The 21,810-nt window shown below is 69.0% G+C and carries 11 protein-coding genes; 6 read left to right on the forward strand and 5 right to left on the reverse strand.

The annotated features are described in order from the left end of the window. Window positions 1-220: sigma factor (locus tag ACFV4N_RS12300; protein WP_499672601.1), on the reverse strand; the 220-nt coding region annotated here is incomplete at its 3' end. A 981-nt stretch (window positions 221-1,201) separates the two neighbouring features. Further along, window positions 1,202-1,417, reverse strand: coding sequence for a hypothetical protein (locus tag ACFV4N_RS12305; RefSeq protein ID WP_499672567.1), 216 nt, complete (start codon window positions 1,415-1,417; stop codon window positions 1,202-1,204). Between the two features lie 1,444 nt (window positions 1,418-2,861). Between ACFV4N_RS12305 and ACFV4N_RS12310 the strand changes: the two genes are divergently transcribed. From ACFV4N_RS12310 to ACFV4N_RS12325, 4 genes are read left to right on the forward strand one after another with little or no spacing between them, the layout of a single operon-like run. Beyond that, window positions 2,862-4,688, forward strand: coding sequence for a toll/interleukin-1 receptor domain-containing protein (locus ACFV4N_RS12310; RefSeq protein ID WP_499672568.1), 1,827 nt, complete (start codon window positions 2,862-2,864; stop codon window positions 4,686-4,688). After that, window positions 4,688-7,543, forward strand: coding sequence for a tetratricopeptide repeat protein (locus ACFV4N_RS12315; protein WP_499672569.1), 2,856 nt, complete (start codon window positions 4,688-4,690; stop codon window positions 7,541-7,543). Before ACFV4N_RS12310 ends, ACFV4N_RS12315 begins: the two co-directional genes overlap by 1 nt. Window positions 7,544-7,580: 37 nt before the next feature. Continuing rightward, a complete protein-coding gene (locus tag ACFV4N_RS12320; protein WP_499672570.1) occupies window positions 7,581-9,071 on the forward strand; it encodes a radical SAM protein in 1,491 nt (496 codons plus the stop codon). Window positions 9,072-9,115: 44 nt separating this feature from the next. Continuing rightward, the gene (locus tag ACFV4N_RS12325) at window positions 9,116-9,691 is read left to right on the forward strand and encodes a RipA family octameric membrane protein (protein WP_499672571.1); all 576 of its coding nucleotides are present in this window, start codon (window positions 9,116-9,118) and stop codon (window positions 9,689-9,691) included. Between the two features lie 215 nt (window positions 9,692-9,906). Here the strand turns inward: ACFV4N_RS12325 and ACFV4N_RS12330 are convergent, their stop codons facing one another. From ACFV4N_RS12330 to ACFV4N_RS12340, 3 genes are read right to left on the reverse strand one after another with little or no spacing between them, the layout of a single operon-like run. Beyond that, window positions 9,907-12,732 (reverse strand): DEAD/DEAH box helicase, encoded by a 2,826-nt coding sequence (locus ACFV4N_RS12330; RefSeq protein ID WP_499672572.1) that lies wholly within the window; start codon window positions 12,730-12,732, stop codon window positions 9,907-9,909. Beyond that, entirely contained in the window at window positions 12,707-14,029 is a 1,323-nt protein-coding gene (locus ACFV4N_RS12335) for an ATP-binding protein (RefSeq protein WP_499672573.1), read from the reverse strand. Before ACFV4N_RS12335 ends, ACFV4N_RS12330 begins: the two co-directional genes overlap by 26 nt. After that, the gene (locus ACFV4N_RS12340; RefSeq protein WP_499672574.1) at window positions 14,026-16,095 is read right to left on the reverse strand and encodes a tellurite resistance TerB family protein; all 2,070 of its coding nucleotides are present in this window, start codon (window positions 16,093-16,095) and stop codon (window positions 14,026-14,028) included. Before ACFV4N_RS12340 ends, ACFV4N_RS12335 begins: the two co-directional genes overlap by 4 nt. Window positions 16,096-16,638: 543 nt before the next feature. On the opposite strand from ACFV4N_RS12340, the gene ACFV4N_RS12345 reads away from it, so the two are divergent. Beyond that, on the forward strand, window positions 16,639-17,871 hold the full coding sequence (locus tag ACFV4N_RS12345; protein ID WP_499672575.1) for a metallophosphoesterase family protein: 1,233 nt from the start codon (window positions 16,639-16,641) through the stop codon (window positions 17,869-17,871). Beyond that, entirely contained in the window at window positions 17,871-21,524 is a 3,654-nt protein-coding gene (locus ACFV4N_RS12350; RefSeq protein ID WP_499672576.1) for an AAA family ATPase, read from the forward strand. The genes ACFV4N_RS12345 and ACFV4N_RS12350 overlap by 1 nt, the downstream gene beginning before the upstream one ends. The last annotated feature ends 286 nt before the right edge of the window (window positions 21,525-21,810 follow it).

Here is a 21,810-nt window from a genome sequence, read left to right on the forward strand (position 1 = left end):
ACGCCAGGAACGGCCGCCCCTGGTCCTTGTAGGTCGGCAGCGCCTTGAGCACCGCCAGGCACACCTCCTGCGCCACGTCGTCCGCCGACGACCGCTCACCGCAGCCCACTTTGACCCGGCAGTACCGCACGACGAGTGGCCGGATCAGCGCCAGTAGCGCCTCCACCGCCCGCCGGTCACCCTGTACAGCCAGCTCGACCAGCGCATCAGGACTGCCGATATCCTCTGCCCGCTCGACCGACGCATCAGCCGCCAACCGTTCGTCCGCCTGCCTGACCGACCGCTGAGGACGCAGCAGTGCCCAGATTCGCATGACCTGCTCGACCTGCTCGTTAGGCAGACCGCATGCAGTGACGAATGCGCGCACGCTGTCGGGCTTGGTCGGCAGTACCTCCCGCGTTGGGTCGAGCATCCGGTGCACGCTGCCGTGCGGCACCTTCGCCAAGCGGGCCAGGCGACGCGCCGACGCGCCGGAGTTCGCCCGGATCCGCTCCAGCATCTCGGCGAACTGCTGCGGGGTGTCTGCCCACAGATCCTCGGCCGCGGTCAACACGCACGGCACCACGACCCCGATTTGCGGCATGTCGACTGCCGCTGCAGGGGCCTGCGCCCTGTGCTGCTCGATGCCCTTGCCGTTAAAGATCTGCCCGGCCATGTCCTCGACCCGGTCACCCGCATCGGCACACGGCTCGGCAGTCGCGACCATCGAGCCTGTCACCGCGGCCTTGATCAAGGTGCGGAGCACCTCGATCATTGACTTGGCGAGCCCGTCGGCCCGTTGTTCATCAAACCCGTCGACATCCGCCGCATCGAACGCGTCGCGCACCATGACGCGCAGGTCGACCACGCCCTCGACGCTCTCGATGCGCTTGCCTCCCCGCCTTTGCTCCTCGCGCTCAGCCTCCTCCCGATCGGCCGGTGGGCTCCAGACCTCCAGCCCTTGCCGGCCGTACCGCGCCGTGCGCCAGCGCTTCTCCATCCAGAGGCGCTGTTCCAACGTGGTGTCCAGGTGGAACACCGCAATGGTGTAGTGAGCCCAGGGCAGCAACCGGCCCCAGGTCACCGCGTGGTCGAACCACCACGGCGCCCGTCGAGTGCCGGACTGTCTCCGGTGCCACTTGACGACGGCCTGGTGCAGCTCCCGCAGGGCAGGGTTGCCGCGCTCGCATGCGACAAGTCCGGTTGACCCCATGACGCCCCCTTACACCCCGCCGGACCCGCCGAACAGGCGGTCGAGCAGACGCCGCAGCCATGCCCCCAACGTCTTGGGCTCTGCCCGCGAGGCCAACATCACCCCGAAAAGCAGCACCAGAACCAGAAGCAGCGCGTACAGGGGCGTGGTGGCATACACCGCGGCGAGCACCAGCACCCCGGTCACCGCGAGTGTGAACAACACCAACTCCAGCACGTGCACCACGCGGCGACCGCCACCACCGGCGCCCCCGTCGGTGCCGTTGCCGCGGAGCGGAGGTCCCTGCGGCTCATTCCCGGACGACCCGTCCTGAGTCCCACCCGGCTTGTTCGCCACGGTGAACCACATCCTTTCAACAAGCTCACGAAGGTCTGCCCACGCCGTCAACGCGGGCAGAACCTCCGTGGTGATCGTGACCAGCCAGCCCGAAGGAGCCGACACCCGGTGCTCGCGTCCCCACAAGGACCCGCCGCACCTCCGGCGCGCAGTCGCGGTACGCCCCGAACGACCTGCCTCGTCGGCGATGATCCGTCGACCGCAGGAGTCGTCGATCAGTCTGCCGGTGTTGCGACCCGCCACGCCAACACCACTCTTGGCCTGCTGTCCCACCCTGTCCCACCGCACTCGCGTGCCATTTCACGTACACGCACTACCCTTGGCCCTGCACCCCTTCCACGGGGGCATCCCTGAGCAAGCGAATGACCAGCCGGCCCAGGGCCGACGGGTCTCCCGGTCGCGCGGGAGACCCGTCTACATCACTCACCACAAGCCATGGGCCCTGCCCCGTGCCAAACCGAAGCAGCGGCACCTGGGCAAGCCCGCGCAGGTGGTGTCCAGCTGCCGACACGCTGCACCAGGACCAGTTCGAGTAGCACAACATCAACGAGTTGCGGCTCGCTCGTCCAGCTATACCGCAGCTCGCCCTCAAGTCGGCGAGTATTGCAACTTGGGAACAGGCTGGTCTGTGCGGCTCGTTTCCGGCAGGGCCATCGAGGACCACAGCGGTCGATTCAAGTGCCAAGTACCAAGCGCTCGAAGCCATGGAGGTCATGGGAGCGCCGCTGTGGGAGCAGATTCGGAGCCGCTGGCCACCTCCACCTCGCCCCTGAGATGAGCCGGCGCGGCCACGCGTTCGGTGAGCCACGTCGTGCGGGAATGCGTATCGCAGAACTATCCAAGTCAGATGAGGTCGTGCGGGAATCGGAGCACCTTTTGCCGAACCCCGATCACCAGGCGGTCGGAGCCTTCCGCTCGCACGCCCAGACCTTGGTCTGCGGCGCATGTGAGCCCTGGGCGCCTCTACCTGGCGATATCCCGCGATCGCCGGCGCGCTGCCGGTCGGTGACGCCTGCTCAACTCGGGTGATCCTGCTTCTTTGCGGCCAGACGCCGGTGCCGTTGCGAGCCCGAGTCTGGTGTCATGGTTCGAGTGTTCGCTCAACAAGCTGAACGGTCGCCGCATAAATGCGGAAAGGAGTAGTCGCGCGGCGAGTGCGTCCGTCGCTGACCACCGGTTCAGGGGCGAGTCGCCCATCAACGCGGGTGAAGATCGAGTACGGCGTAACGGGAATTCGGTCCGATGCGATCAGGGGGTTATCTGCACCCGGTATGGTGCGCGCCGTTCGGAGGCTCCGCTCGGCGGCCGTCGAGTCCGGAGGGGGTGAGGTCGGGTGACGCGAGTATTCCTCAGTTATGCCAAGGAAGACTCGAGTATCGCTCTACGGGTTCGCGACGAGCTCAGGAAAAGCGGCGCCGACGTTTACCGGTTCGAAGATCCGGAACGGGCGGGTGATCGGTTCATGCAGGTGATACCGCGGGAGATCGATCAGGCGGACGCCTTCCTGGCCCTCATGTCGCCCGCCGCCCTCGAATCCAGGTTCTGCCAGGCCGAGCACGAACTCGCGGTGCACCGGGAACTCAGCCTCGGTGGGAATTTCATCTATGTACTGGAAGTGGCCCCCACCCCAAAAGAAGGTTGGCTGCGGATCCGGAGCTGGATCGATCTCACCTCGCACGTCACGGAGGACGAGCTGACGAACGCGGTGAGGGCACTGCCGCTCGCGCAGGAACCCGCGCCCGAAGTGGCCGGTTTGACGAAGTTCCGCAACCGCCACCAGGAACTCGAACGCATCATGGACGGGATCACCACATTCGGTGGCGATGACCACTGGCTGGTGCTGTCCCCGCCTAAGATGGGCAAGTCTTGGTTCCTCAAGGAAGTGCGCGAGCGGTTCTCGAAGAAGGACGGCAGGTGGACGAGGCTGGTTGACCTGCGCGATGAGGAGCTCGACACCCGATACGACGAGCTCCGCGTGCTCTCGCGGCTCCTGGCTGTCGAACCACCTGCGTCGAACCTCGATGGCGACGCGCGACTCGACGAGATCGCGGGTGCCGTGGCCATGCGAGCGAACCACCAGCTGGTCTTGCTCGACAGCGCGGAGCTGCTCGACCTGCCCACCACCGGCCGGTTCCGGCGTGCTTTGCGCAACCTCCGCAAGCTCCTCCAGGACAGTCCGCACCGCCCCAGGCTGAGCGTCGTCATCGGCAGCCGGCGTGAAGAGGGCTGGACCGGAGCGGGCACGAGCACAGGCGACAGGTTCCGCTCGATGTCACTGACCGGGTTCGAACCGCTGGTCGTTCGTCAGGTGCTCAACGACACCGGTCTCCACTTCCGGGAGTCGGCACTCGAGAACTGGGCGATGGGCCTTCACGGCCTGAGCCGAGGCCTGCCCGCGCTGCTGGTCTCGTCCCTTGAGTGGGCGGGTGCGAAGGGCTTCGTCAACCCCGGCTCCTGCGGCTACGACACCACGTTCGACGCGGTGGTCACCCCCTACATCAAACGGGAATTGCTCTCCATCCACTCCCTGCTCCCCAAAGCGGGGGACAAACTCGTGGAGCGGCACAAAGCACTGCTCGCCGCGGTCCAGGTGCTGGCCCCGTACCGGATCGTCACCACCTCCCACCTCAAGCACCACTTGAACCTGAACCCGGCGTTCAGCGCGGCACTCGAGTCGGCCGAGTGGAGCGTCGACGGCCTGTGGACCGCGATCGAGGGGACCGCCCTGCTCCTCGCACGCGACAACGAACTCTGGCTCTCGCACTACCCGCCCATCCGGCAGTTGCTCTACGAGCACTTCTACCGGGACATCCGGCAGAAGCACGCCACGCACGTCCGCGCACGCGCGTTCTACGACGGGTGGGTCCCGGCCGGTGCGGGCACTGAGCAGGCCAGGGTGCTGGTCGAGTCGCTCTGGCACGAGGCCACGATGCTCTGCTGCGTCGACAGCCCGGACACGCCGCGGCAGTTGCCGAAGATCGCGGTCGAGCTGACCCGGCGGTTCATCAAACCGGCTCTCTACGACCCGGTGGAGATGGAGCGCGGGGTTCGCCAGCAATTGTTCAACGACGATGAGTTCGTCCAGCTCATCAGCGGGTACGACGGTCTGCTCGACGAAGTGGTGGCCCAGGTGCGTGCGACGATCGCCGGAGGTGGCTGATGCGGGCGCCGGAATCACTCTACGTTCCGCGAGTCGCCGAAAACCCCGTTCTCGAGCAGGTGGACAACGTCCGGATGGACCGGGCCAGCCGCGTGGTCCTGCTCTATGGAGCGGGTGGGGCCGGCAAGACGCGGATGTTGCGAGCGCTGGCCGGGCGGGACGTCATCGACGAGGTGCGGTGGGTCCACCCGATCGACGTGGACGACTCCGAGTACTGGGTGATGGAGAACCTGCAGCGGCAGGTCGCCGGCGCGCTCGACCCCGAAGGTCGGTACTTCCGCGACTTCACCGACTACCTGTCGAAGATCGTGGCCACCAGGTCCGACCGCATCACCCGAGATGCGGTCGCGGGCCACTACGGACGGGTGCGCAAGATGTTCACCCGGTGTTATCGGAAGTTCATCGACGACAACGAGGCCACTGTCGTCATCTCCCTCGACACGGTCGAGGTCGTTCGCAACACCTACTTCCTCACCCACCTGTCCCGCTGGATGCGGGACCTGCCTGCCACCCTGTTCATCCTGTCCGGCAGACCCGCTGAAAACCAGGACGACGCAATCAGGGAGGTGCTCGGGGACTCCCGGTTCGGGCTCGGGATCGTGACCATGACCGTCCCGGGTTTCACCGACATCGAAGCCAGGCAGTTCCTCGCGGGCAGCGATATCGGCGCGGACCTGACCGAAGGCGTGGTCAGGACGCTGGTGTCGCTCTCCGAAGGGCAGCCGCTCTGGCTGGAGCTGGCGGTGGACTACTTGCGGCGGTTCGACCTGCCGCCGGAACTCGAGGAACCGGAACCTCACGACGACGATCTGCGCAACCGGTTCCGCCGCAGGATGGTGGCTCCGTTCCGGAGCGCGGACTTCTGGTCGGAGGCCATCAAGCGACTCGCGGTCGTACGGCACAGCATGAGCATGGAGATCTGGCGAACCGTCATGGCCGACCGCGCCCTGCCGCCGGAATGCGAGGGAGACTGGGGACGTGCCTGGGACGCTTTGCGCTCGCAGCCCTGGATTCGCCCTCGCGCCAACGGGCACGACGTGACCCTGCACGACGCGTTGGCGGAGGAGCTGGCCAAGCGGTTGATCCCGTTGCACGACCAGGACGAGACCTGGCGGACGCGCCTGTGGCGCACGGCCGCCGACGCGTTCAAGGCTGCTGCGGCGAGGTACGAAGACGTGATCGCGGCCATGGACCGGCTGCTCGTCAACGACGATCCGGAGGACAACCCCACCGCACTGCAACAGTTGGCCAAGCTCGACGTGCACAAGCGCAGGCTCGACCAGTTGCGGGCCTCCCGGCTGCACTACCTGTTGCTCAGCGACGTCGAGCTGGGGACTGCGGAGTTCGCCGCGAGCTTCGACGCCGCAGTCGCCCGCAACGACCTGCACTTCATGGAGTTGGCCTACCACGAACTGGACCTCTTCTTGCCACCGCACGTCGCGTCCACGCCGGCGTTCGACGCCGTGAGCGTGGTCGTCAACCGCTGTCGGACCTGGCTGGCGAACCGCCCCGTGCAGCTGTTGGCACTCGGGATCAACGTCGCGCGGTACCTCGTCCAGAACGCCCAGCCGACACCGGCGGTCGAGCTGTTGAACTCGCTGCCGACCAGCCCCGACCCGGCGCTGGCCTATCGGCTGGCCCAGGAGCTGGGAAACGCCTGCATGTGGATCCCGGGTTCCGTCGCCGACGCGGACGAGCACTTCAACCACGCGTTGCGCCACGCCGCCGCGTTGGAATCACCGCAGCGCGAGCGGCTCATCGCCGAAGCCCGCAAAGAACTCGGCTACTACGCCCGCAACGTCGGGCGCTGGAAGGAAGCCGACGACCACTACTCCCGCGCCTGCCACGCGATCACGGGCATCGTGCGATCTGACGGTGAGGAGGACGACAGGGCCGAACTGGCCTCGATCCGCACCAACTGGGCATACCTGAAGGCCCTGCAGGGTGAGTACACAGAGGCGCACGACTTGGTGCAGAGCGCGTTAGAGGCACGCAGGAGCCTCAACCGACCACTGGGCATGGCCATCTCCTTGAGCACCGCGGGCGAGGTGTGCCGCTACGACCAGGAGTACGCCACCGCCTGGGAGCACTACCAGCGGGCGGAGGTCATGTTCCTCAACCTGCGACGCTCCTCCTGGCTCGGCCAGATCTACCAGGAGCAGGCGATCTGCCTGTTGCAGGCGGCACAGCACGACGTGGACCTCGGCGACCAACCGCTGGAACGCGCCAAGGAGCTGATCCTGCGCGCGGTCGAGATCTGCGAGGAGCACGCCGTCCGCTGGTACCCCTCGGCGCTCAACCGGGCGGGCCGGATCTTCGCCGCGGACGACCCGGAACGCGGGCTGGGGTATTTGCGATCCGCCGTCGACCAAGCGGAGAAGGTCGCCGACGGGTGGTTCCTCTCGGCGAGCTTGATCGAACTGCTGGAACTCTGCTACCTCACCTGGACCCGGACGAACGATCAGCGCTATCGCGCCGAGATTCACGCCTGGGAGCCCACGGTGGTCAACGCGATCGAGCGTTACGAGTTCGCCGACCTGAAGCCCAGGTGGACGTTGATCACCGCCCACCTGTCCATACACGACTCACTGACCGGGGGGAACTACGCGGCGCTGGACGAGACGGTGACGAAGTACGACGTGGCGCTGCGTGACCTGGCCGAGCGCAGGGTTGGGTCGCATGGTTCGGCGGCGCTCACCGCAGAGTTCACCCGCTTCGGTGAACTCTTTCAGAGGTTGCCGCTCGACGTGCGGAGTCGCTGGTATGCATACCTGCGCGCCAGCTGGTCGATGCACCGGGTTGACAAGCCCGCGAACTCGTTGTTCGCCCGGTTGGAACGGCTCGACCGACCTTGAAACGGATAGGCGACCGGGCCGTAGGAGGCTCCCCTTCATGAAACCGACCGAGCGTCGCCCCACGGCTCTGTCCAGCTTGGACATAGCAGGCGAGGCGGAGCTGCTGGTGCACGCCTGCGAGGACTGCGCGTGCCCGGCGAGCGGCGAACGCGCCCGGCGCCCGGTGCCCCGGCTTCCGGACGAGCCGCTGATCCGCGCTGCGGGTGTGCTGGAGCTACCTGTCGACGAGGAGCACTCCGCCCTGTTCACCCCAGGCGGCAACGGCGGTGTGGTCGTGGTGAACCAGGCCGGCCGGGAGTTGGTTGCCGGCTTGGCCGCCCCCGTCCGGGCCGCTGACCTGACGTTCCCGGGGGCGAATCCGGCCGACGTCCAAGCGGCGCTCCGCACCCTGGTGGCCTTCGACGTGGTGCACCCCGTCGGCAGTCCTCCGACGCCGGAGTTCGGCGACAGCACGGAGCTCACCGCCTGGTTGCACGTCACCAACAAGTGCAACCTGCGCTGCCCTTACTGCTACGTCCACAAGTCGGACGACTCCATGGACGACGACACCGCGCGGAGATCCGTCGACGCCCTGGTCGCGTCAGCGCTGCGCAACGGGTTCCGTTCGCTGCGACTGAAGTACGCAGGCGGAGAGGCCAGCTTGAACAGGGAAGTCCTGCTCCGGCTGCACGACCACGCCCGCGCTCGCTGCGTCGAAGCGGGCATCGGCCTTTCCGCGGTCCTGCTCAGCAACGGTGTGGCGATCGCGCCCGGGTTGTCCGCCGACCTGAAGCGCCGTGACATCCGGGTGATGATCTCCTTGGACGGCTTGGGCGCCGTGCACGACGCCCAGCGCCCGACGCTTGCCGGGAAGCCCTCGTCGGCACGCGTGGTCCGCACGATCGACCGCCTGATCGCGGAAGGTCTCTCGCCGCACATCTCCACCACCATCACCAGCCGGAACCTCGACGGCATCCCCGACGTGGTGCGCTTCGCGATCGAGAGGTCGCTGACCTTCAGCCTGAACTTCTTCCGGGACAACGACTGTTCTGCGACGTTCCAGGACCTCCAGTACGAGGAACAGGCCATGATCGACGGCCTCGTGCGCGTGTTCGCCGTGATGGAGGAAAGGCTTCCCCGCTGGAGCCTGCTGGGTTCCGTCCTGGACCGCGGGCAACTGCTCAGCCCTCGACGCCGGTCCTGCGGGGTAGGGGACGACTACGTGGTCGTCGACCATTACGGCAACCTCGCCAAGTGCCACATGGAGCTGTCCGAAACCGTCGGGCGCATCGGCATCGACGACCCCGTTCGGGCCGTTCGCCACACACCCGTTGGCATCCGGAACCTGCTGGCGGAGGAGAAGACCGGCTGTCGGGGGTGCACGTGGCGCAACTGGTGCTCGGGAGGTTGCGCCGCCGCGACGTTCCGCGCCACGGGCCGATTCGACGTCCGCTCCCCGAACTGCAACATCTACCAGGCGATCTACCCGCTGGCGATCCGCATGGAAGGTCTGCGCATCCTCCGCTACGCCTCCGAGGTGTCCGCATGAGCCGCGTGGCGGTGGCTTCCCGTGCCGAATGACCGGCAGCGAAGATGAGGCGCGAGCACCAGATGCGCTTACACCACAGGATCCGTGCCTACTTCGTGCGAACTCAAGCGGTCCAGGAAGAGGTCTCCGCACACCTGTGGACGGCCGAAGTCGACGTGGTCAAGTACCTCGACGCGGGCGAGAAGTACCAGTCGGCGCTCATGGAGCAGTACAAGCTCTACGTCGAGATGGCGGACCGGATCAGCGCTCGACGTGCCCTCGCCAACACTTTCTTCCTGACGATTAACACCGGTGTGGTGGCCTCACTCGTGGTGCTCACCGGTCGCAAGGATGCTCCGCCTTCGGCGTTGACTCTTATGGCGCTTGTCATGGCTTGTGCCCAGTGCGTCGTGTGGTTTTGGACCCTGCGCTCCTACCGTCAATTGAGTTCGGCGAAGTTCAGGGTCATCGGCGCTATGGAGGAACGACTTCCGGCGTCACCGTATTGGCGTGCCGAGTGGGCGGCCTTGGGAAAGGGGAGGGACAAGAGCCGTTACTGGCCGCTGACCAGGCTGGAGCAGTGGGTTCCTCCTGCGTTCGCGTTCTTCTACATCATCGCCATGGCCGTGCTCGTTCTGTAAGACTTTTGCATTCTGGCGGTGTCGGTCGCGGCATGGGCATGAGGAATGCGGGCGGGGAAGGCGGGCTCCCGGTAAGGCGGAGGTCGATGTCTTGTTGGCGACCGGCACTGGCTGCGAGGGGCGGACCCGCCGTTTTACGTGTCGGATCTGAACCCGCCCCAGGGAACTCGATCGATGCCCGAGTCCTTGCTGATCGATCTCGCCGCAGCCGTGCACTACGAGGCGCTGCGCTCAATTCCGGCGACGAGGTTGCGCACGTGGTCCGGTGCGTGGACCAGGTAGTGGCGCAGCAGGTCGGCGGTGGCCTTGGCGTCGGCGAGAGCTCGGTGGGCCGCGCCGTGGGTGGCGCTCATGCCCACGGCTGTGAGGCAGTCCTGCAGCTTGCGGCGGCCTGCCCGGTGGACGTGGTGGTCGAGCTTCATCGTGCACAGCGTCGCGCTCGGGGTGAACGGGTGGTCGGCGCGGGTGAACTCCGCGTCCAGGAAGTTCAGGTCGAACGAGGCGTTGTGGGCCACGACGACGGCACCGTCCAGGTGGGCGGCGAGGGTGGGCGCCAGGTCGGCGAACGGGGGAGCGCCCGCCACGTCGTCCTCGGTGATGCCGTGGACCTCGGTGGCCGCGAGCGGCCGTTGTGGGTTGACCAGCGAGGTCCACTCGCTCAGGACAGTTCCGTCGAGGCTCACGCGGACGACGGCGACCTCGACGATCCGGTCGCGTCCCCGAGCGGCGAAGCCGGTGGTTTCGACGTCCACGACCGCGTAGGCCGTCGGGGTGACGACGAGGGGTGGCGGGACGTGGGGGAGGCCGGTGATGGCGTCGACGTCGTGCTCGGGCAGCCGATCGACGAGGTCGGCCAGCGCGGAACGGGCGCCCGCCATGTCGAGGTGTGCGGCGGCATAGCCGCGGGTGCGCAGTGGCTTGCCGAGGTGGACGTCGTGCTTCTCGACCGCGGTGTCGGGCAGCGCGGCGGCGATGTCCTCGGCGGTGGTGTCGTCCTCCAGGAGCAGTTGTTGGAGGACCGCGCGGAGCTGGGCCGGTGTGCACTTGGGCGCGGTGAGGGCGACACCGTCGCGGACGGCCGGCACTCCCGCGCGGGTCAGCCAGGAGGTGAGGGTGTTGAGGATGCGGTCGCCGCGCCACGGGAACACGATGGTGTCGTCGCCGGCGGTCAGCGCCGGGTTCCGGGTGAGGGCGAGGCGGCGGTAGGCCGCGCGGCCTTCGTCGAGGAGGCGTTGGGCGGTGGCATCGAGGTAGCCGGGGACCTCGTCGGACTCGTACCAGGCGCGCATCCGTCGGCGGACCTCGTCGTGGATCTCGGCACGACCGCCGGTGAACTTGGGTGCCCGTCCGCCGTGAGAGGGCTCCACCTGGATCAGGGCCGCCTGGTCGTCCACGGAGACGATCTTCCAGCGCCTGCCCGCGAAGATGACCAGCGAACCGACTTCGGTGGGTGTGATCACGTGCAGCACGCCGAGGGTGCGGGAGCCGTGGACCAGCCGGTACTCCTGCTTCTCCGCGAAGACCGCGTAGAACGAGTAGTGGTTGACGATCCGTTCGCCCACCCTCCCGAGCAGGAGCAGGCCGTCGGGTTCCTGTTGGACGAGTTCGGCCCGGCCGAGGTCGCGCAGGAGTGCGGCGAAGGTGGTCTTGTCGATGTGCGCGAACGGTCCCGAGAGGCACAGCGCTCGGAACAGCTCGACCGGGTGGGCGCCCTGGTGCTGCGCGATGACGGACATGATCTGCTGGACGAGCGTGGACAGGTGCAGGGATGCGGTGTCGGCGGGCTCGTACCAGCGCTCGGACAGCAGGTCCATCATCGCCACGGCCTGGAACAGCTCGGGGCGCAGTTCGTCCTGGGGCGCGGTCTTCGCGGTGATCTCCTGAGCGGTCACGTACATGCGCAGCACGGAGGGCTCACCACGTCGTCCGGAGCGGCCGATGCGCTGGCGCAGGCCCGCCACCGAGGACGGTGCCCCGACCTGGGCGACCGAGGTCAGGGTGCCGATGTCGATGCCCATCTCCAGCGTGGAGGTGCACAGCACGGTGACGGGCCGGTTGCTCTTGAGCAGTCCTTCGACGTGCTCGCGCACGTCTTTGGCGAGGCTGCCGTGGTGGGGGAAGAACTCGTTGGGCACGGCGCGCTCCTCGCTGCGGCGCCGCAACCGGTCGGCGTACAGCTCGACGTCGCCGCGCCGGTCGAAGAACACGAGGTTGTTGCCGCCGCGCAGGGTGGTGAAGACGTGCTCGCTGATCCGCTCGACGGAGGTCCCTTCATCGGGTTCCTCGTCCTCGGTGGGCGCTTCGTCGACGTACCCGCGGACTATGACGCTGATGTCCACGCCCTGGTGCGAGGCGGTCACCAGGTGGACGCCGTCGCCGTCGCCGGGGCGCAGGTAGTCGCGCGCCGACTCCATGTCGCCCAGGGTGGCCGACAACCCGATGCGGGGGACGCGACGGCGGGTCGCCAGTTCGACGCGGTGCAGCAGGGACTGGAGCTGCGCGCCGCGCTCGGTGCCGATGAACGAATGCATCTCGTCGATCACGACCCACCGCAGGGCGCGCAGCAGCCGACCGATCTCCATGCCTCTCAGGACGAACATCGCCTCCAGCGACTCCGGTGTGATCAGCAGGATGCCGTCGGGCTTGGTGAGCACCTTGGCCTTGGCCGAGCCGGGCACGTCGCCGTGCCAGCGGTGCACCGGCAGGTCCAGGTCCTCGCACAGCTCGTCGAGGCGGCGGTGCTGGTCGTTGATCAGCGCCTTGAGCGGCGACACGTAGAGCACCCGGATGCCGCCGTCGTCCACCTCGTCGAGCAGGGCGGAGCAGATCGGCAGGAACGCCGCCTCCGTCTTGCCCGACGCGGTGGCCGCCGAGACGATCACGTCCTCGGTGCCCTTGAGCACCAGGGGGATGGCCTGCTCCTGCGCGTCGTTGAGCTTCGGCCACCCCTGCCGGTGGATCCAGCGCTGGACCTTCTGGTGGAGGCGGAAGAACTGCGAGGACCCCGGCGGGGCGTCAGAGGCGGAAGGTGGCCAGCTCATCGTCCACCCTCGACTCGTCCTGCGTCGCCGGCTCCAGCGGTTCGAGGTCGGGGTTCGACTCCGCCTCGAAGCGCACGCCGCCGACGAGGGGTTCCCACGGCTGGCCGGGGTTGTTCTCCAGCACCGACAGCAGGTTGAGGAACTCGCGGATGGTGGTGCGCGGGGTGCGGAAGTAGGCGTCACCGATGTTCTGCGAGCAGTGGTGCATGAACGCGTGCAGCGCCTCGTCGGGCACAAGGTACTGCTGCGGGTCGCCCGCCGCGTGCACGTGGCGCAGCTTGGTGAGCAGGACGTAGAAGTCCTCCTGGGTGAGGTTGGTCAGCCGCAGCACCGGGCCGGAGTGGTCGACCAGGCCGTTGGTGGCGAAGGCGTTCTCCGCCAGGCGCGACTGCAGCGCTTCGTAGGAGTACAGGCCGCGGCGGGTGTCCATGAGGAACTCCGGCGTGCCGCCGAACAGGAAGCCCACGTGGGTGCTGATGCCCTGGAGGCTGTCGTTGACGATGCGCAGGATCTGCTCGTAGTTGGCGGAACGGGCCTGCGAGGAGGTCAGCTTGTAGAGGTTGACCATCTCGTCCAGGCACACCAGCAGGCCGCTGTAGCCGGCCATGCGCACGAAGCGGGAGAGCAGCTTGAGCTGGTCGTAGAAGCTCGCGTCGTCCACGATCGTGCGCACGCCGAGAGCGGCGCGGGCCTCGGTCTTGGTGGTGAACTCGCCGCGCAGCCAGCGCACCGCGTCGATCTTGAGCTGTTCGTTGCCGGTGTCGTGGCCGCGCCAGTACGCCTCGACGACGGCGCCGAAGTCGTAGCCGCCGACCAGCTCGGACAGCTCGGCCATGCGCTGCCGGATGACGTTCTCCGGCGACGTGCCCTGCTCGCGGGCCGTGGTCAGGGCCTGGGACACGAACCGCTCGACGATGCCGGCCAGCGCGCCGCCGTCCGGCTTGGCCGAGGTGGAGGTGTTGCGGGCCAGTTCGGCGTAGAGGCCGCGGGCCTGGCCGCCGGTGGCGTGCAGGCGGCGATCGGGCGCCAGGTCGGCGTGCATGGTGACCAGGCGCTTCTTCAGCGCGGCGGCCCGGATCAGGTTCAGGAAGAACGTCTTGCCCGAGCCGTACTCGCCGATGACGAAGCGGGCGGTGGAGCCGCCGTCGGCGACGCTGTCGAGGTCGCGCAGCAGCGACTCGACCTCGCGCGCACGCCCGACCTGGATGTGCTGCTGGCCCGAGCGGGGCACGACGCCGGCCCGCAGCGACTGGATGATCGCGTCGCGGTCGCGGGGCCGGATGCGCGTGTCGTTCATGCGAGCAGTTCTCCCATTGCGTAGTCGTTGATCACGAGCTGGTCGCCGTCGTCCTCGACGACCGGTTCGTCGGCGGCCTCGACCGCCGCTTCGTTCAGCACGTCCAGCGCTCCCTCGGGCAGCAGACCGGTCTCGGCGCACAGGGCGTCGAAGTCGGCGCGGTTCCAGGACGGTCGCTTGGCCAGTTCCCGCAAGAGCGTCGAGTGGGCCGCGTCGAGGGATCCGACCCGCGCCACCGCGACGACCGGTGCGGGTGGTGCCGCTTCCTCGGGTTCGTCTTCGAAGACGTCGGCGAGCAGCGCGGCCACGGCCGCGCTCTCCCGCATCTTGGCCTCCACCAGGGCCGGGTCGAGGCGAACGGCTCCGACCGGTGGCCCGGGCTTCGGCGGTGGCGGGATGAGGTAGCCGGTCGGGCCGGTGTCCTTCGGCACGACGACCACGGGTTCGGTGGCCGGGGCGGGTCGGGTCGACGCGGCGGTGAGGGCGTGCAGTTCGGTGTACACCGAGTCCGGCTCCTGCCCGAGCAGCTTGTAGATCTTGCGCAGCGTGTCGACCTCGCCGGGCGAGACGACACCGTCCACGGCCGCGATCGCGGTGGCGAACTCGGCCACGTGGGCGCGCTGGGCGTCGCTCAGGGCGCCCAGGCGCTTGGTGAGCCCGGTCAGCTTCAGCTTCGAGGCCAACAGCCAGTCCAGGTGGGCGGTCAGCCTGATCCGTTCTCCCGGTGTCAGGTGCAGGCTCGACTCCAGGTGCGAGACCAGGTGGTCGCGTTCCGCGGCGGACACGTCGTCGTCGGCCGCCGAGACGACGGCGGCGAGGTGGAGCAACGTCGTGGCGGCGGTGTACTCGGGTGTCGCGGTCGCCGACTGCGCGGCGGTGATCCGGAACAGCACGGCCGGTCCCGCGCTCTGCACGGGGGAGCCCAGGCGCACGTCGGGCTCGATGCCGACACCCAGCTTGTCCAGCAGCTGCGCCAGCCCGACCGCGTCGGCCTTCGCGAACTTGCCGGGCGTGCGGGCGGGCCACAGGGAGGTCAGGTCGGCCAGCTCGAACCGGGCCTGCCGCACGTCGTCAGGGAGCGTCCGGTCGACCAGTTCGCGCACCGGGCGCAGACCGGCGAGGTCACCGGTGAACAGCTCGTCCGGCAGGAGGGCCAGCGCGGGCAGCGTGCCCGCCGCCTCGGGTTGGCGGCCGATCAGGCGGCTGTAGGCGTCCAGGTCGTCGGTGCACGACTCGACCAGCGCCTTGAGCGCTTTCGTCGGCGTGGCCGCGGTGAGCACGTCGGGCACGTCCACACGCCACGTCGTCGTGGTCAACCCGCCGCTCGCGGGGCGGTAGTGCAGCTCGACCCGGCTCTTCAGCGGGCGGACGTGCAGGCCGTCGCCGTGCCGGGCCCGGTAGCGGGTGGTGAACAGCGCTCGGAACTCATCGGGGCACCGCGTCGCGGGAGTTCGCGCGTAGATCTCGGGGTGGAGCATGGCCCACGACCAGGCCCAATCCAGGGGGAGGGGACGTCCCTCGGCGGCGAAGCGGCCGACGCCGACGCGCAGGGTGAGCGGCGGTGGCCACTTGTCGTGCTCGGCCGGGTCGGGCGCGGGGCCCTCCCCCCTGGTGATGAGGACGCGCAAGACCTGCTGGAACTCGGTCGCGTACTGGCGGAACGACGAGTTGCCGCCGTAGACGGTCAGCAGGCGGACGACCTCGCCGAGGATGCGCGGCAGGTCGGCTCGTGCGGCCGGGTCCTGCTGCGCGTCGACCAGCGCGCGCCGCTCCAGGCCGTAGAAGTACAGGAAGACGTAACCGATGTAGGCGTCCGGCGCCCACCGACCGCCCTCCAGCCACAGCAGGTAGGCGGCCCGGCTCCGCGGCGTGATCGAGTGGTAGGCGGGCCAGTAGTCCATGTCCCGGCCGGCGAAGTCCGGCCTGCGCCAGTCGATCGGCAGCGTCGGGTCGATGACCTCGACGTTCCGGCCCGGGGCGTCTCCTCCTCGGGGGAGCTTCCCGAAGTAGATCATCCCGCCGGGCAGCGACCGGCCCGCCACCGACGTCGTCGTGTCGGCCGGCACCCAAGCGGGCGCGGGTGCCGCGGGTCGGCGTGGTGGAGCCGGTCGTGGCGGTTGGGGAGGCGGTGCCGGAGCGTGCTGAGGTGGTGCCGGGGCGGGTGGCGGTGGTGGCGGAACGGGCTGCGGGTACGGCGCGAAGACCGGCGGTGGTGCGGGCGGCGGGTACTGCGGTGCGGGCCGCGGTGGCGCGGTCATGGCGGCTCCGCCCCCGAACCTCTGCCGCAGCCGGTCCAACAGCCCCACGCGGCCTCCTCGGGTATTGCGCCGTCCGTGCAAGAACGGTCTTTCGAAACGGTGACAGCGGCTACGTCGTGTCAGATCCGCGTCGTGTTAGCGACCGAACGGGTGAACTATGCGAGTGACGCTATCGCCTTGTCGCAGTAAAGGGTCCGTACGCGAGGGTTACTCACTCGATAGTGTGAACGGTCGGTGTAGCGCTACGGCGGACGGCCGCGATGTGCGGGCCATGACGCTCTTGCTTGATCACCACTTGGCACCGCCACCCGAGACCCGACCGCAGCACCGGAGCGCCCAGCGGTGACCGGGGTGCGGATCGTGCACGCGGCCGACATCCACCTCGACAGCCCCCTGCGCGGGCTCAGCAGGTTCGCCGACGACGACCTCGCCCAGCGGCTGCGGTCGGCGTCGCGGCGCGCGATGGAGAACCTGGTGAGGTTGGTCGTCGACAAGGGCGCCCACGCGCTCGTGCTGGCCGGGGACATCTACGACGGTGACTGGAAGGACTACGCCACGGGGCAGTTCTTCGCCCGGCAGATGGACGTCCTGGACCAGCATGGGGTGCGTGTCTTCATGGTCGCCGGCAACCACGACGCCGCCAGCGTCGTCACCAAAGCCGTCCCCCTGCCCGGCAACGTCGCGGTGATGAGCACCGACGAGGCGCAGCGGATCGTCGTCGACGACTTGGGCTTGGCGGTCCACGGCCAGGGGTTCGCGTCGAAGGCGGTCGAGGACAACCTGGTGCTGTCCTATCCCGACCGGGTCGACGGCCTGGTGAACGTCGGCATCCTGCACACCGCGGTCTCGGGAGCGGAGGGGCACGCGAAGTACGCCCCCTGCTCACCGGCGGATCTGGAGCGGAAGGACTACGAGTACTTCGCGCTGGGGCACGTGCACACCCGACGAGTGGTGAACCGGGGCCACCGGGTGGCGGCGTTCTCGGGCAACCTCCAGGGCAGGCACGTGAACGAGACCGGCCCGAAAGGCGCCTTGGTCGTGGACCTGGCCGTCGACCAGGAGGCGGCCCTGTCCTTCGAACCGCTGGACGTGGCCCGGTGGGGCGCGGTCGAGGTCGACGCCACCGGCCTGCGGTCGATCGAGGACGTCTTCGACTCGGTGGAGCGCCGACTGGCCGAAGAACGGGCGATGACGGGTGACCGCCCGCTACTGGCCCGCATCACGATCACCGGCGAAACCGCGGCGGCCGGCGCGTTGAGCGACCGGGTCCGGTTGACCGAGGCGGTGCGCTCACTCGCGGAACGCGTCGGGGTCACGGTCGAGAGAGCCGTCTCGCGGGCGCGGGCGCCACGAGCCGGGAGCAGGGTCGACGACCGGTTGCTAGACGCGGTCCGCCGTCGGGCTCGGGAGTTGACCGAGGACCTCGGCCCCGTCCGCGACATGGCGAAGTTGCCGGACCGCGACTTCGGGCTCGAACTGCGCCGGGGCGGTCTGCTCGACCTGCGCGACGACGACGTCCTGCGCGGGATCACCACCACGGCCCTGGACGACCTGGTGGCCAAGATGTCCTCCGAGGTGGACTGATGCGCGTCAGAACGCTCGAACTCGTCCGCTACGGGGCCTTCGAGGACAGGTCCGTCGAGTTCGGCACCGGCCTGAGCCTCGTCCTGGGAGGCAACGAGACCGGCAAGAGCACGACCCTCGACGCCCTGGCCGACTTGCTGTGGTCGATCCCGCTGCACTCGTCGCGCAGCTTCCGCTTCAGCAGGCAGGCACTCGTGCTGGGCGCCACCCTGCTCTTGCCGGACGAGGTGGAACTGCGCGTCGAACGGGTCGCGAGCGGCTTGAGCAACACCGCGACGGGCGCCGGCATCACGGCGGTGTGGCAGGGTGACGGGGACGACCGCGCCCTGTGGAAGACCTCGTTCGGGTTGTCGCACGAAGCCCTGCGCGCCGGTGGACGTGATCTGTGCCAGGCGAAGGGCGACCTCGCGTCGCTGATCTTCCAGGCCCGCAGCGGGCACTCCGTCCACGGCATCCTCGAAGACCTGTCGGCCCGGGCCGACGCGCTCTACAAGAGCCACCGCAACAACAGGAACGTCGAGGCGCGCCGGGCACTCACCGAGTACCAGGACGCCGTGGCCGAAGCAGAGCAGGCGATGGCCCGCGCGCACCAGGTGATGGATGTGCGGGCGGCCCTGGAACGTGCCGCGGGTGATCTCGCCCTGCGACGCGCCGAGGCGGAGCGCGCCAAGTCCGAGCACGACACGTGGAGCGCGAAGCTCAGGGTTGCCGGAGACGTCCGGGACCTGGCACACGTGCGAGCCCGCGCAGCCGAGCTGCGCGCCGCCGGGCCATGCCTGGTGGGCGACGACCTCGCGGTCTGGGACGACGTGACCCAGCGCCTCCAATCGCTCGACGACGACATGGCGGACGTCGTGCGACAGCGGGAGGAGGTGGGCCGGCAGTCGGCGGCGATCACCGTCGAGCACGACGTCCTGGCCGAGCAGTCGGCGATCACCCTGCTGGGACGCGAGTGCACGGCACGGGTCCAGGACGCGGCCAACGCCGAGGAGTCCTTGGCCAAAGCGGACCGGTTGGACGCCGATGCGCTGGAGCGGCTCATCAGCCTCACCAGCGCCGCCGACCTGTCGGTCGAAGAGGCGCTGTCCCGGCTGTGGCTCGGTGAGGACCGCGTCGCCGAACTCGACACCGTCGCGTCGGACCTCGACCACGCGAACGCGGTACTGTCCGCGTCCGAGGACAAGCTGGCCGACGCCTTGGAGCGGGAAACCGCCGACAGCGCCGACCCGACCGCGGCACCTCCGGAACACGTCGCGGCCCTGCGGGAGGCACTCGACTCCCTGAAGGCGCCGGGCTCGGCGTCGACGGCATTCGGCGAAGCGCTGAACGCGGCGCACCGGGCAACCACGGAGCACGCCGAACTGCTCACCCGAGCAGGTCTTCCCGTCCGCACGGACCTCGGCGCGGTCCCGTCGCTGGACACGGTCAAGACCAGCGGTGACCGGCTCGTCGCGTGCGAGGGAACGGTGCGTGACGCGCGTGCCGCATCGGCGACCGCGGCCCAGCGGGCCGGCGACCTCGAACAGCGGTTGCGCACGAATGGCGACGGCGGGGTCCCCGACCCCGCCGCAGTGGTGGACGCGCGCACCGAGCGGGACAAGCTCGTCGACGACGTCGTGCGGGCGTGGGTGGCAGGCGTTCCCGCGTCGGACGCACCGAACCTGCCAGTGGAGGCAGAGCGCGCCATCCGGCAAGCCGACCGCGTGGCCGACCTGCTCTCCGAGCACCGAGAGGCAGCCGCGGCACGAGCCGGCCTGGTCGTCCAGGCCGCGGCGGCCGGAGCCGAGGCCGCCGAGGCGGCCGAGGCGTTCGACACCGCGGTGTCCGAGCTGGCCGCGGCGCGGCAGGACTGGACGGCCGTGTGGCAGCAGGCGGGTGTGCCCGCGCCCCCGCCCGCGGAGGCAGTGGCACACCGAGCACTGCTGCTCGACGCACTGGCCGCCGAGGGCAGGGCTCGGGCGGCACGGGATCTCGCAGAGGACCTGCGTCCCCAGGTCGAGCGACAGCGCGCCTACCTGGCCGAGCTGCTCGCACGAGCCGGACGTCCCCGTCCTGGCGCCGATCTGGACAGCTCGCTGACTGCTGCCGAGAAATTGCTCGCCGAGGACGGCGAGGCGCGGGAATCACGCGCTGTGGCGAAGCGGATGCGAGAGCTGCGGGAAACCGCGCAGACCAGCCGCGACCAGGCGCTGGCAAGGCGCGACTCGGCCGACGCGAAGTGGAAGCACACCCTCGACGTCATCGGTCTGCCCGTGGTGGAACCGGTGGGGTGGTACCGACGACGAGACGTCGTGGACCAGGCCCGTGCCCTCCACACCGAGGCGAACCAACGCCGCGAAGAGGCTCATAGGCTCCACGGGCGCCACCAGGGGTTCGTCGAGGAACTCTCCCGCGTGGCAGCTCTGCTGGGCACCGACGTGGTCGCCGACCACACCGAGACCACCGCCCTGCTGTCCGACCGCCTGCTGTCCGCGCAGCAGGCCAAGACCAGGTCGGACGACTTCGACGACCAGCTGACCGCTCTGGAGACGAGGATCCAGGACATCGAGCGACAGCGGCAGCCCGCTCTCGACGAGCTGGCGACCCTCGAACACCGCGCCGGTACCGACGACCTGGACCAGGCGGCGGGCCGGGGCCGACTCCTCGCCGATCTCGAGGAACAGGCCGCCAGGCACACCGGGGTCATCAGGTCGGCTCTTCCGGACCTCGACGTCGAGCAGTTGGTGTCCGACCTGGCGCAGGCCGACACCGAGTCGCTGGACTTCGAGGCGGAGTCGGCCGAACGACTCGCCAGGGCGGCGGGCGAAGCCCACGAGCAGGCGATGGCGGATCACGTCCGGTTCAGCCAGCAGTACCAGGAGTTGACCACGCGTCCCGGAGCGGCGGAGCTGCACGCCAGGGCCGAAGAGAAGCTGGCCGCACTGGCCGAGCACGTCGAGGAGTACCTGGTCGTCGAGATCCAGCGGACGATCCTGCGGGACGAGTTGGACGCGTACGAGCGCAAGCACGCCTCGCCGCTGCTCGACGCGGCGGGCCGCATCCTCGAAGAGCTGACCGACGGGCGATACGTCGCGCTGCGGCCTCTCCACGGCAAGGACGGGCGATCGCTGCGCATCGTGGGAGCGGACGAACAAGCGCACGCTTTCGACGAGTTGTCGGAGGGAACGGCGGACCAGGCGTTCCTCGCGCTCCGGCTCGCGGGCATCGCGTCGTTGCAGGAGAGCCGCGTCGCCCGCGGTCTGCCCGCGCTGCCGGTCGTCCTCGACGACGTGCTGATGACGTTCGACGACGTACGCGCCGCGGCGGCCATCCGAGTGATGTCCAGGTTGGCGGAGCGGTGGCAGATCATCGTGCTGAGCCACCACACCCACATCGGTCGGATAGCGGCGGACTTGCGCCTGGACAACCTGACCGTGTCGGAACTGGTGACGCCGGCGGTGCTGAAGCCGACCCGTGATCCCGAGGAAGTGCGTGCCGCCATCCGCGAGGGCACGGCCCTGGACGAGGTCGCACCGGCTCACCCCGCTCGTCCCACTCCCGCACAGGACCTGACGGCCGTGCGGACGTGGGCACGTCAGAACGGGTTCCAGGTCAAGGAGCGGGGCCGCGTGCCCAATGATGTGATCAAGGCGTACGAAGCGGCGAACACATGAGCAGTACGCCTCCCACTCCCATGACGAAGTCCTCGGCGAGGCGCGGGGCGAATCGTTGCCGGTCTCAGTACCGGCAAGGCCGACATCACCGCGCCTCACAACTACGGCAACGGCGAATTCGGCGCCCGGCACTGCCTGTCACCGACGGCGACCTCAACGACAGAGGCTCCCCGGAGAACCGGGAACCACCCAGTGGAACCGGATAGCCGTGCGATCCACAGCACCGGCGGTGGGCGCAGCGCTGCGGGCGCAGCGCTGACCAGGGACAGCGAGGACCGCGGTGGAC

Origin of the sequence: Actinosynnema sp. NPDC059797 (assembly GCF_042732085.1) — a bacterium.
Classification (GTDB): Bacteria; Actinomycetota; Actinomycetes; order Mycobacteriales; family Pseudonocardiaceae; genus Actinosynnema.